A 12,829-nucleotide genomic window follows, 5' to 3' on the forward strand; every position below is an offset into this window, starting at 1 on the left:
GAGTCAGGAATAACCATTGAATCAATAAAACTATTTCGATAAATCTATATTTCCACTAATTGCTTTTAAGTTCGTTTCGGCAATTTTTGCCTGATACTGCATTTCAATGAAACGGTTTTGCGCATCGATGGCATTACGCTGTGCTTCTCTTAGTTCTAAAGGAGCGATACTACCCAACCGGTATTTTGCCAGCGTGATATCAAGGTTTTCTTTTGCAATATCTACATTGCGCTGTTCTAATTTAATCAGATCGAGGTAAGTGCTGTAATTTTGATATGCTGTAAGCAATTGCGAACTTACATCGAGTTTGGTTTTGCTTAAGGTTAAGCTCGAGTTTTCAATATCTATCCTGGCATTTCGCTCATTTTGCCTTTGTAAAAAACCATTAAATAAGTTGATACTTGCCGTTACACCATAAGTAAATCCATTAGCAGCAAATTTCTGGTTAAAACCTGTTGGGCTGGTACTGTTTGCCCTGCTGTAACCAGAGTTTAGGCTAACTGACGGGTAACGAGCTCCACGTATAGATTTTAAATTTAAGGAAGCAATACGTTGATTAATAAACGCATTTTGAACATTTGGGTTCTGCTGCCCGGCCATTTCGGCCATTTTACTATATAAGATGCCTTTATCTACATCTATATTCGGCTCTACAGAGAATGTTGTTCCAATATCACGAACCATTAATTGGTTTAAACGAATTTTAGCTACCTGTAAAGCATTTTTGGTTTGCAGGTAATTTGAAGTATCTGTATTGTAATCAACCTGTGCGGTTAATACATCGAGTTTAGAACCACGACCAAGCTGCAATTTGGTTTTAGCAATATTGGTACGCAATACCGAAACATCCATGGCACTATCAGCAGCAATAACCAGTTGTTGTTGCCTCACTACATCATAATATGCATTAATTACATCGGCAACAGTGGTTAAAATGGTTAAGCGGGAATTTAATTCGCCCTGCTTTTGCAATTCTTTCAAACGGTCATAATTTGCAAACATGCTAAAACCATCAAAAATGGTCCAGTTTAAATCGGCACCATAGCTGTTATTGGTACTTTTTGCACCTGTAATTACCCGGTCAGGGCCTGTTGCAGGTGTTTGACGGGTGTTTTGGATACTTCCGCCATTGGTATAACTTCCGGTTAAATTGGGCAACATTCCCGCATTACCGATATTGGCATTGTTCTTTGCAATATCGATCTGGTTTTTGCTGATTTTGATGTCGTAATTATTCTGTAAGGCAATGGTGATGGCCTCCTGTAAGCTCAGTTTTTCTTGTGCGAAGCCCGAAAGCGACAGGCTTAACAACAGGATCAATATTTTTAATTTTTTGCTCATCTTATTCTTCGGTGTGTAAAGCTTCTTGTTCAAAACGATGGGCTTCTTTTAATTCTTTGTTTGGTTTGTATGGCTTTGCCCAATAAGAGTAAATGGCCGGGATTACAAATAAGGTTAATACCAGTGAGAACAATGTTCCACCTACAATTACGGTTCCCATACTCATCCTGCTTTTTGCAGCGGCACCTAAAGCTAAGGCAATAGGTAAAGCACCAATGGCAATGGCCAAACTGGTCATTAAAATCGGGCGCAAACGCGAAACAGCAGCTTCACGGATGGCTTCTGGGATCGGAGTACCCTTTTCTTTCAACTGGTTGGCAAATTCAACAATTAAAATACCATTTTTGGTTACCAGTCCAATTAACATAATGGTTCCGATCTGGCTAAAAATATTCCAGCTTTGTCCGCAGAGCCACAGCGATAAAAATGCACCGGCAACGGCCATTGGTACGGTTAAAATAATGATAATCGGGTCTTTAAAACTCTCAAACTGTGCAGAAAGGATTAAATAAACCAATAGAAGGGCTAAACCAAAGGCGAAGAAAGTATTTGATGAACTTTCTTTAAAATCCCGCGATTCTCCACTTAAATCAGTAGAAAAAGTTTCGTCCAATACTTTTTTAGAAATGGCATCCATCGCATCTATACCCTCGCCGATACTTTTTCCTGGTGCTAAACCTGCCGAAACGGTTGCTGCAATAAAACGGTTGTTCCTGTACAGTTGCGGCGGACTACTTTCTTCTTTTGCAGTAACCACGTTGTCGAGCTGAACCAGTTCGCCTTTATCGTTACGTACATAAACCGAACTTAAATCCAATGGGTCTTTCCTGTCGCCCCGATCAAACTGACCAATTACTTGGTATTGTTTCCCGTTCATAAAAAAGTACGAAAACCTTTGTCCACTTAACCCCAGATTTAAGGTTTGTGCGATGGCAGAAATCGAAACCCCTAAATTCTTGGCCTTATCACGGTCTATGGTTAGGTTAATTTCGGGTTTGTTAAATTTCAGGTTCACATCCGAAACGGTAAATGTAGGGTCTTTGGCCACTGCATCCATGAACAACGGGATTTTCTCGCGTAGCTTTTCAAAATTCTGTGCCTGAATGATGTAACTAATGGGTAATCCACCACGGCGTCCAACGGAAATCGTAGGTTGCTGGTTAACGATGGTTTTACCTTCGGTATATTTTTTAGTCACCCTGGTAAGCATATCTGCAATATCTTTTTGCGAACGCTCACGTTCTTCCGGATCTATCAGGCCCATCCTCACAAAACCAGAATTTACCGAACCCGAACCACCAAAACCCGGTGAGGTGATGGTAATATTCACATTTTTCTCCGGAACAGAATCAATCACCAACTGGTTCAGTTTCATGATAAACTTATCCGTATAGGTAAAAGATGCACCTTCTGGTGTCGTTACGTTGATATTGATTGCACTTCTATCATCATAAGGGGCAGTTTCCTTTGGTAAAATCTTCCAGAATAAGAAAATTAAGCCCATACATACCAGAATAATCGGAATGGAAAGCCACCTTTTATCTAAAAACTTATTCAAATTCGATTCGTAGGCATCGTTTAGCTTAACAAAGTAAGGCTCTGTCCAATTGTAAAACCTTGATGGTTTATGTCCGCCTTTTTTCATCAGGTAGGCATTCAACATCGGGGTTAAGGTGAGGGATACAAAGGCAGATACCAATACGGCAGCGCCAATTACCACACCAAATTCCCTGAATAAACGACCAACAAAACCCTGTAAGAAAATTACCGGCAAAAATACTGCTGCAAGTGTAATAGAAATCGAAATTACCGCGAAAAAGATTTCATTTGATCCTTTTATTGCTGCTTCGAAAGGCGACATACCTTCTTCAACTTTTTTAAAGATATTTTCCGTAACCACGATACCATCATCTACCACCAGGCCTGTAGCCAGTACAATGGCTAGTAAACTCAATACGTTTATGGAGAAGCCAAAGGCATACATGATGAAGAAAGTGAAAACTAACGAGACTGGAATATCGATCAACGGCCTGAAAGCAATGGCCCAATCTCTAAAAAAGAGATAGATGATCAAAATTACCAGTATCAGTGATAAACCAATGGTTTCGGCCACCTCTGTTACCGAACGTTTAATAAACAAGGTATTATCTAAAGCTACTTTTAGCTTAATGTCCTGTGGAATGTCAGCTTTTAATTTATCAAAACGTTTGTAAAATTCTTTACTGATATCGAGGTAATTGGCTCCTGGCTGAGGGATAATGGCAATGGCCACCATCGGTCTGCCAGATTCGCGAAGAATAGTTTCTTCGTTTTCTGGCCCTAAAACTGCATAACCAACATCTTTAAGTTTAACTACCTGATTGCTGTCGGCTTTTAAGATTAAGTTGTTAAACTGACTTTCGTCTGTCAGTTTTCCTAAGGTCTTAACCGTTAATTCAGTAGTAGCCCCGGTAATTTTTCCTGAAGGGAGCTCTACATTTTCATTGTCTAATGCAGTAACAATATCTTGCGAGGTTAAGCCGTAAGCACTGAGTTTATTTGGATCCATCCAGATCCGCATAGCATATTTCCTTTGCCCTTGGATTTGTACACTACTTACCCCCGGGATGGTTTGGATACGGTCGGCAATTACGTTTTCAGCGAAATCGCTTAACTCTAATGTGTTGCGTTTATCGCTTTGGATCGTCATCGATAAAATCGGATCAGAGTTGGCATCGGCCTTACTTACAACTGGTAAACCGTCAATATCTTTAGGTAAAGTTCTGGCAGCTTGCGATACTTTATCACGCACATCATTTGCTGCCTCTTCGATATTTTTATCAAGGTTAAACTCTATGGTAATATTGCTCGTTCCCTGGTTACTCGATGAAGAAATATTCCGGATCCCATCGATAGAATTGATCGATTTTTCTAAAGGTTCGGTAATTTGCGATTCGATAATATCGGAGTTGGCCCCAGGATAAGAGGTTCTTACTGAAACTACGGTTGGATCAATTGAAGGGTATTCACGAACACCCAAAAAGGTATAGCCGATTATCCCGAAAAGGACAATCAATAAGTTCATCACAATGGCCAGAACCGGCCTTTTTATACTCGTGGTTGAGATGCTCATAATTATTCTTTAACCAAATGAACTTTTACAGGGGCATCTTTTTTTAAAGCCATCGATCCGGTGGTTAACACCGTGTCGCCAGCTTTTAATCCTGATGTAATCACAATGTTTTCATCGGTACGCGTACCGGCTTCTACCTTAACTTCCTTTGCTTTACCATTCTTTTGGATGTACACGATTTTTCCTTTTAATACCGGAACAACGGCTTCGTTTGGAATGAGAATAGCATTTTGAAGGGTATTTAGCGCAAGTTTAATTTTGGCGAAAGATCCTGGTAATAGCGCATTGTCTGCATTTGGTGCCAGTGCCCTGATTTGTAATGTTCTCGTAGCGGCATTAATCCCTGGCTCTATCGCATAAACTTTTCCTTTATTTTCTTTGGAAGAACCATCGGTAGTAAATATGATTTCAGAATTCACTTTAATCTGTCCTGCATATTTCTCCGGAACAGAAAAGGTAACTTTAACCGGGTTGGTACTCACCAGGTTGGCAATTACCGTAGCAGGTGTTAAATAAGTACCAGCAGAAATACTGCGTAAACCCACCCGGCCTGTAAAAGGTGCCCGGATAGTCGTTTTGGCCAGCTGCGCCCTGATTAATTGCGCTTGTGCCTGCAACGATTTTAAATCTGCAAGTGAGGTGTCGTATTCTTCCTGACTGATTGCCCCTTTGGCCAACAATTGTTTTGCCCGGTTTTCGTTTGTTCCAGAAAGCTTTTGTTTGGTCAGCGCATCCTGCAATTGCGCCTGTATATCTCTGTCGTTTACTTTTACCAGCACACTTCCTTTACTTACTGTTGTACCTTCCTGGAAATAAATTCCGGTAACCAATCCTGATACTTCACTTTTCAATACAACCGATTCGTTTGCATCAATGGCGCCCGTTACTTCCAAATCGTTGTCAAACGATACCGGTTTTACGATGATTCCATCAACTACCAATGGCGCAGAAGAACCTCCTTTACCACCGTCTTTACCTTTTCCTGCTCCTGCAGATGCGCCACCTTTTCCTTCAAGTTTTTTATTTGCGTTAATTCTGTAATATACCAGATAGGCCAGGCCTATAGCTAAAACAGCATAGATAATATATCTTTTCTTCATGTTTATATTTGTGTGTGCGTATTCCAAACATTAAAATAAGATTAATGTTCCAGAATTAGAGCGTAAAAATATTCAAATAGTTTAGTCCTAAATTTGTTGTATTAAGGATGTTACCGATTTTAGTTCGAAGTCTGAAGTCGGAAATCCATAGTTAGGGTGCAAGATAATAAGTCTAACTCAATAAGTTGGGCTTTGATGACGTTATAGGTTAAGTTCTCGCCATTTTCAGCCAATCGCTGAACACCTAATGCAATACGGACGGAAACAACTATTTTACACCACATTTAGCTATTTTATATTAAAACCTCATCAATAAATCTAAATTTGCAGCAAAACACAGTGAATATGTTTAATAAAAAATCAATTTTAAGTTTAGTTTTACTACTAACGTGTATTATGGCAGCGAAGGCGCAGGTAAAAATAGGTTTTGAGGTTTCTTTTCAAGAGCCGCAGGCACATTATGCTGAAGTTCAGATGAATATTTCTGGCTTGGTAAAAGATTATGTAGATGTAAAAATGCCCGTTTGGACCCCGGGTTCTTATTTGGTTCGCGAGTTTGAAAAAAGTGTAGAAGAATTTAAGGCTACTGCAGCAGGTAAAGCGGTTAAGGTTGAAAAGGTAAGGAAAAATACCTGGAGAATTTTCTCGGCAAAGGCTACTAATATCCGGATCAATTACCGTGTTTATGCATTTGAAATTTCAGTACGTACACCATTTATCGACGAATCTCATGCTTTCTTATCCCCAACAGGCATTTTTATGCATCCTGATGGCATGATCAAATCGCCAAGTACGGTAAAAATTATTCCTTTTAATACCTGGAGCAAAGTTTCTACTGGTTTAACTCCGGTTGCGGGTGAGCAGTTTACTTATAAAGCTACAGATTTTGATATTCTTTACGACAGCCCTATTGAAGTGGGCAATCAGGATATTTTCGAATTTACTGCCGCGGGCGTTCGTCACGAAGTAGCCATGTATGGTGGCGGTAATTATGATAAAGAGAAGCTAAAAGTAGATATGGCCAAAATTGTTGAAAAAGAAACTGCAGTTTATGGTGAAAACCCGAATAAATATTACCTCTTTATTGTTCATAATTTCTTAAAAGGTGGAGGTGGTTTAGAGCACTTAAACTCTACTACTTTAGGTGCTACAAGAAATGCTTACAATACCGCTGAAGGATATAAAGGCTTTTTAAGTTTGGTTGCACACGAGTATCACCACTTATGGAATGTGAAACGTTTGCGACCTGTCGCTTTAGGTCCGTTTGATTACGATAACGAAAATTACACCACTAATCTTTGGGTTGCCGAAGGTTTTACCTCTTATTACGAGAACAAATATATGCACCGTGCCGGTTTTACCGACGTGGACGAATTTTTGAAGGATTTAGCTGGTGGTGTAGGTACGGTTTTAAATACCCCGGGTGCCAAATACCAATCGGCGTCTTCGTCTAGCTATGATGCATGGATTATAGGCTATCGCCCGAACGAGAACTCCAAAAACAATTCAATCTCTTATTATAATAAGGGTGAAGTGATTGGCATTTTAATGGATCTCGAAATTATCAACGCTACTAAAGGTGCCAAAAGCTTAGATGATGTAATGAAAGCCATGTACCTGCAATGCAAAACTTTAAAACGCGGTTACACCGACGCAGAGTTTAAAGCAATGGTGGAGAAAATAGCTGGAATCAGTTTTACCAATTTCTGGGCAAAATATGTGAATGGAGTAGATGATGTTGAATATGTAAAATACTTCGGTTATGCGGGTGTAAATGTATCGACTGAGAATGCTACTCCGGGCAAACCAGTTACAGGTGCTGCTGGCCAGTTGACCAACGATGGTTTGGTGATTACATCTACCACAAGAAATTCTGCCGCCTGGATCAGCGGGTTAAACGTAAATGATGTGGTACTCGGTTTAGATGATACCTCACTAAGTGATGCACTAGCAACGGTAAGGTTAAAAAGCCCGATGATTTCTTTAGATGCAATCCCATTGGTAGGTAAAAAGAATATTGGCGATATATTGAAAGTTAAGGTTAGACGCGACGGTCTTGAAAAAGAAATCTCTTTAACCTTGAAAGAAAATCCTGGTGTGCGTTTAAAAACCACAGTAAACGAAAATGCGACTCCAGCACAAAAAGCAGTGTTAAAAAAATGGACTGGTGTTTAGTTAATTTTCAGTTAAAAGTTTTCAATTTACAGTTAATATAAAACATCATAAAAATCCTGTAAGATTAATTTCTTACAGGATTTTTTATTGAAGATATTTGTTTAACAAATACCGAATATGATAAAGCTCTTTCTGTTTATATTATACCTTTTAACCTTTTCATTTTTGAAGGATAATCAAGTTTTGGCGCAACAAGCATCTTGTAAGGGTTATTATAACAAACAATTGAAGTTCTTCGTGTATTCAGAAGTAGATACAATGCCAGAGTATCCAGGTGGAATTGCTAAATTTTATAAATTTATGTCAAATGTTTCATTAAATGGAGTAAATAATGGTCGTTTACAATCAAATGTTCTTCCAACTTTTATAATAGATGCTTCCGGCCGTGTAAAAAACGTTGGTATTTCCAACAAACTACCTAAAGATTATACGCAATTGGATCGTAACCTGATCAAATTATTAGAAACCTGTCCGAACTGGGTGCCTGCACGGTGTAACAATAAAAATGTAGCAATGAGTTTCCAAACACGGCTTACCTTGTGTTATCAATAATTAAAATATCAATTAAAGTTAAAACAGTATGTATAAAAAATCCCATAAGATTAATTTCTCACGGCATTTTTTATGTCTTTAATTTACGTTTAGCGCCAAGCGCCATGCGCTAGCCTGGAAGGTATATCTAAAACCTAAACAGAATCTTCAAGCGTTAAAAGTTTGACACAAAAAAACCGCTAAGAAAAGTTTTCTTAACGGTTTTTTTTTAATTTTTTCTAATGTTTAGAAAGTAAAACGAACGCCTAAACCAACGTCTCCACTGTAAAAATCAGTATCAGGAGTTAATCTTAAAGTAGGAATCCAATCTAATGATAAGTTAATTGGAGCGCCTTTAAATTTATAATCTAAACCTAAAACACCGTTTAAACCTAAGTAAATGTCGCTTTCATCAATAACTTTATTTTTCACAGAACCAACACTTGCACCACCACCGTAGTACCAATTTAAGCCATCAGCACCTTTAATTGGATTATAAACTTCATATAAGCCTGTTAATTGTACCCAGCTAAAACCGCTGTTACTTCTAAAATTACCAATTAGCTCCAACATTGCGCCTTTATTTAGGCCAGTTTTAAAAGAAACACCGTTGTAACTTCCAAAACGACCACCAATGGCGTTTTTGTAATTCTGCGCTTGAACGCTAGTTGTTGTTAATGCAAATAATGCAATGCATCCTAAAATTGTAAATAATTTTTTCATAGTACTTTTTTATTAAAATTTAAAGTATATCCCCTAGCAACTTTAATGCCGATTATATTTTTTAGGTAAAAATTCAGTTGGATAAAAACAATGCTTGCATAGTAATTTTGTAATCGCTAAGTTTATTAAAATATTTTAACAGAAAGTAAATACAGCGTTTTAATAACTACGAGGTGTCATTTTCATTAAAAAAGCATAATAGGTAGCAATCATTATGTTTGATTTTTTTAACTTAACCAAATAATACAATTCATATGGCGGCAGAAATTATACGGGTTTTTGATCTTTTGAAATACAGCCTCGAAAATCCTAAGCAGGAATTCATCAGCGGAAAAATTAACGGAAAATGGATAAATTATAGTACAGTCGATTTTTGTGCCGCTGTAGATAACTTAAGCCGTGGATTAATTAAACAGGGTATAGGCAAAGGGGGCAGGGTTGCGGTAATGTCTCATAACCGGCCTGAGTGGAATATTGCCGATTTTGCAGCCAACCAGATCGGAGCTTATCAGATTCCTTTATATCCAACTTTAGCCGAGCACGATATTCAGTTTATCCTAAAAGATGCAGAAATCTCCATTATTTTTGTAGCGGATGAAGAATTGTATAAAAAAATTAAACCTTGTGCCGATGCCATAAACCCGGATATTAAGATTTATAGTTTTAACGAAATTACGGAAACCGAAAACTGGAATACGTTAATTGAACTGGGAAAGGCGAATACGGATATTAATTTGGAAGAATATCGCGCAAAAGTGGAACCCGAAGATGTTTTAACCTTAATTTATACTTCTGGTACAACAGGAACACCAAAAGGAGTAATGTTAACACACAATAACTTAGTCGCAAATTTTGTAAACTCGGCTGTAGTTATACCAGAAGGCGTTAAAAAAGGTTTAAGTTTTCTGCCTTTATCACACATTTTCGAGCGGATGATCATTTATTTATATCTGTTCAATCACACAGAAATTTACTATGCCGAAAGTATGGAAACTATTGTCGCCGACATTCAGCATGTAAAACCCAATGTGTTTTCTACCGTTCCAAGACTTCTCGAAAAAGTGTATGATAAGATAATGGAAAAGGGTAAAGCATTAACAGGAATTAAAAAAGGAATTTTCTTCTGGTCGGTAGCTTTAGCAGAAAAATATACCATTGATGCGGGTGCCTGGTATAACTTCAAACTGGGTATTGCCCGTAAGCTTGTTTTCAAAAAATGGCAGGAAGCATTGGGCGGCGAAATTGTAGTGATCGTATCCGGTGGGGCGGCACTAAATCCGCGTTTAGCCAGAATCTTCTGGGCGGCTGGTATGCCTGTTTTTGAAGGCTATGGACTAACCGAAACCTCACCAGTAATAACGGTTAACCATTTAGGCGGAACCATGTTTGGTACGGTTGGTGAAGTAATTAAAGGTGTGGAAGTTAAAATAGCACCAGATGGAGAAGTTTTAACCAGAGGACATCAGGTGATGAAAGGTTATTACAACCGACCTGACTTAACTGATGAGGCGGTTGATCAGGAAGGATGGTTCCATACCGGAGATATTGGAGAATTGGTTTATGGTCGCTTTTTAAAAATCACCGACCGTAAAAAGGAAATGTTTAAAACAGCAGGTGGTAAATACGTAGCACCACAAATGCTGGAGAATAAATATAAAGAATCAATTTTTATCGAACAGATTATGGTTCTGGGTGAAAACAGAAAATTCCCTTCTGCACTCATTGTTCCAAATTTCGAAACCTTAAAAACCTGGGTAGGCAGAAAAGGCATTACCTTTACGTCGAATGAAGAGATTATTAAAAACGAACAGGTACTCACTAAATATAACGAGGTTATTGAAGCTGCGAATGTGGGTTTTGGTAAATGGGAACAGGTAAAAAGATTTGCACTGTTACCTAAAGAGTGGAGCATTGACGGTGGCGAGCTTACCCCAAAATTAAGTTTAAAAAGAAAGGTGATTACCGAGAAAAACAATGCGGTAATCGAAAAAATATATAAGGATGCAGAAAGCTATAAGGCCCCTCAATAACTTTAAAAGATCATTAACATACCTAAGTGTTGTGCTGTTATTGGCTGGTTGTGTAACCGGGCAATTGGGCAAAAACAACAGTGGTGAATATAAAAATGGAATGGTGGTTTCTGCCCATCCCGAAGCATCGCAAGTGGGGATCGCTATTTTGAAAAAGGGAGGAAATGCAGTTGATGCAGCTGTTGCTGTTCAGTTCGCGCTGGCTGTGGTTTACCCAAACGCGGGGAATATTGGTGGGGGTGGTTTTATGGTTTACCGCGGTGCAAACGGCGAAATAAATGCCTTAGATTTTAGAGAAAAAGCAGCAGCAGCAGCCAGCAGAGATATGTATCTCGATTCGGCCGGCAATCCAATTGTAGATAAAAGCCTTTATGGTCATTTAGCTGCGGGCGTACCAGGATCAGTAGATGGTATGGTAGAGGCACACAAGAAATATGGAAAGCTTTCCTGGGCTCAGGTATTGCAGCCAGCAATAGACCTGGCGCAAAACGGTTTTAAAATTACCAAACGGCAGGCTGGTGAATTGAATAGTTTGCACAGACAATTTATGGATTTTAATCCAAATGGAACGGCCTTTGTAAATTTAGAAAAAACCTGGCAGGAAAATGATCTTCTGATTCAACAAGAATTGGGTAATACCCTAAAACAGATCCAGGAAAAAGGCAGGGCAGGTTTTTATGAAGGCGCTGTGGCTGATTCGCTTGTAGCAGAAATGAAGCGTGGCAAAGGACTCATAACAAAAGAAGATTTAAAAAATTATCACGCTACCTGGCGTAAACCCATTACAGGGAATTATAGAGGTTATAAAATTATTACCATGCCGCCTACTTCGAGTGGAGGTATAGCCTTAATCCAATTGCTCCAATCTGTAGAGCCTTATCCTTTAAAAAAATGGGGGCATAATGCCGATTCAACGGTACAGGTAATGGTAGAAGCTGAAAGAAGAGTGTATGCCGATCGGGCGACACATTTAGGTGATCCTGATTTTTATGCGGTTCCACAACAACAAATGTTGAGCGCCGACTATAACAAAAACCGTATGGCAAACTTTAGCTGGGCAGCAGCAACACCAAGTAGTGCTGTTTTGGCTGGAGAAATAAAAGGAGCAGAGCACGAAGAAACCACACATTTCTCCATTGTAGACCGCGATGGAAATGCCGTTTCCATTACCACTACTTTAAATGGTTCTTACGGATCGTTAGTTGCCGTAAAAGGGGCTGGGTTTTTGTTGAATAACGAAATGGACGATTTTTCTGTTAAGCCTGGAGCACCCAATATGTATGGCTTGGTAGGGGGAGAAGCAAATGCCATTGCGCCTAATAAGCGAATGTTAAGTTCTATGACACCGAGCATTGTGGAGAAAGATGGAAAACTATTTATGGTGGTGGGTACGCCAGGCGGATCAACCATTATCACTTCCGTATTTCAAACCATTATTAATGTAATCGATTTCGATATGTCTATGCAATCTGCTGTGGCTGCTAAAAAGTTTCATCATCAATGGCTACCGGATGAGGTGTATATAGAAAAAGATGCTATCGATAGCTTATCAATAGAAAAATTAAAAGCAAAAGGTTATAAAATCTTTCAAAGAGGCCCAATTGGGAGGGTTGATGCCATTTTAAGGACAAATTGGGGCAACTATCAGGGTGGTGCCGATCCGAGAGGGGATGATAAGGCTATTGGCTGGTAGCCATTTTAGCGTAACAAAGTATGATCTGCCTGAGTTAATTTAATCTAATATCTTTAAATAAGTTACATAGCTGCCCTGCAGCAATGCTTAGTGGTTTAGTTATATTGCATCAACCAATTCAAAA

The 12,829-nt window shown here is 38.9% G+C and carries 8 protein-coding genes; 4 read left to right on the plus strand and 4 right to left on the minus strand.

Going from position 1 to position 12,829, the window contains the following annotated elements; all coding sequences use genetic code 11:
* Positions 1 to 30: 30 nt before the first annotated feature.
* The 3 genes from IM793_RS23715 to IM793_RS23725 are packed head-to-tail and all read right to left on the minus strand — an operon-like array spanning position 31 to position 5,553.
* Positions 31 to 1,341, minus strand: coding sequence for a TolC family protein (locus tag IM793_RS23715; RefSeq protein ID WP_193425840.1), 1,311 nt, complete (start codon positions 1,339 to 1,341; stop codon positions 31 to 33).
* 1 nt (position 1,342) lies between these two features.
* Entirely contained in the window at positions 1,343 to 4,453 is a 3,111-nt protein-coding gene (locus IM793_RS23720; protein ID WP_193425842.1) for an efflux RND transporter permease subunit, read from the minus strand.
* Positions 4,454 to 4,455: 2 nt separating this feature from the next.
* Positions 4,456 to 5,553, minus strand: a complete 1,098-nt coding sequence (locus IM793_RS23725; protein ID WP_193425844.1) for an efflux RND transporter periplasmic adaptor subunit — start codon at positions 5,551 to 5,553, stop codon at positions 4,456 to 4,458.
* A 345-nt stretch (positions 5,554 to 5,898) separates the two neighbouring features.
* On the opposite strand from IM793_RS23725, the gene IM793_RS23730 reads away from it, so the two are divergent.
* Together IM793_RS23730 and IM793_RS23735 are read left to right on the plus strand one after the other, a co-directional pair.
* Positions 5,899 to 7,728, plus strand: coding sequence for a M61 family metallopeptidase (locus tag IM793_RS23730; RefSeq protein ID WP_193425847.1), 1,830 nt, complete (start codon positions 5,899 to 5,901; stop codon positions 7,726 to 7,728).
* 165 nt (positions 7,729 to 7,893) lie between these two features.
* Positions 7,894 to 8,280, plus strand: a complete 387-nt coding sequence (locus IM793_RS23735) for a hypothetical protein (RefSeq protein ID WP_193425849.1) — start codon at positions 7,894 to 7,896, stop codon at positions 8,278 to 8,280.
* Positions 8,281 to 8,505: 225 nt separating this feature from the next.
* Here the strand turns inward: IM793_RS23735 and IM793_RS23740 are convergent, their stop codons facing one another.
* Positions 8,506 to 8,982, minus strand: coding sequence for a hypothetical protein (locus IM793_RS23740; RefSeq protein ID WP_132403078.1), 477 nt, complete (start codon positions 8,980 to 8,982; stop codon positions 8,506 to 8,508).
* A gap of 254 nt (positions 8,983 to 9,236) precedes the next feature.
* On the opposite strand from IM793_RS23740, the gene IM793_RS23745 reads away from it, so the two are divergent.
* Both IM793_RS23745 and ggt read left to right on the plus strand, forming a co-directional pair.
* Complete coding sequence (locus IM793_RS23745) at positions 9,237 to 11,012, plus strand: long-chain fatty acid--CoA ligase (RefSeq protein WP_193425851.1); 1,776 nt, start codon at positions 9,237 to 9,239, stop codon at positions 11,010 to 11,012.
* On the plus strand, positions 10,984 to 12,705 hold the full coding sequence (gene ggt, locus IM793_RS23750; RefSeq protein ID WP_193425853.1) for a gamma-glutamyltransferase: 1,722 nt from the start codon (positions 10,984 to 10,986) through the stop codon (positions 12,703 to 12,705). Before IM793_RS23745 ends, ggt begins: the two co-directional genes overlap by 29 nt.
* Positions 12,706 to 12,829 lie beyond the last annotated feature (124 nt).

Origin of the sequence: Pedobacter sp. MR2016-19, assembly GCF_014947265.1 — a bacterium.
Taxonomy (GTDB): Bacteria; Bacteroidota; Bacteroidia; order Sphingobacteriales; family Sphingobacteriaceae; genus Pedobacter.

What these genes read in the sequence shown, in the direction of transcription:
- IM793_RS23730 (WP_193425847.1), top strand. Translation starts at nt 5,899, where the DNA reads ATGTTTAATAAAAAATCAATTTTAAGTTTAGTTTTACTACTAACGTGT.
- IM793_RS23725 (WP_193425844.1), bottom strand. Translation starts at nt 5,553, where the DNA reads ATGAAGAAAAGATATATTATCTATGCTGTTTTAGCTATAGGCCTGGCC.
- IM793_RS23720 (WP_193425842.1), bottom strand. Translation starts at nt 4,453, where the DNA reads ATGAGCATCTCAACCACGAGTATAAAAAGGCCGGTTCTGGCCATTGTG.
- IM793_RS23715 (WP_193425840.1), bottom strand. Translation starts at nt 1,341, where the DNA reads ATGAGCAAAAAATTAAAAATATTGATCCTGTTGTTAAGCCTGTCGCTT.
- IM793_RS23745 (WP_193425851.1), top strand. Translation starts at nt 9,237, where the DNA reads ATGGCGGCAGAAATTATACGGGTTTTTGATCTTTTGAAATACAGCCTC.
- ggt (WP_193425853.1), top strand. Translation starts at nt 10,984, where the DNA reads ATGCAGAAAGCTATAAGGCCCCTCAATAACTTTAAAAGATCATTAACA.
- IM793_RS23740 (WP_132403078.1), bottom strand. Translation starts at nt 8,982, where the DNA reads ATGAAAAAATTATTTACAATTTTAGGATGCATTGCATTATTTGCATTA.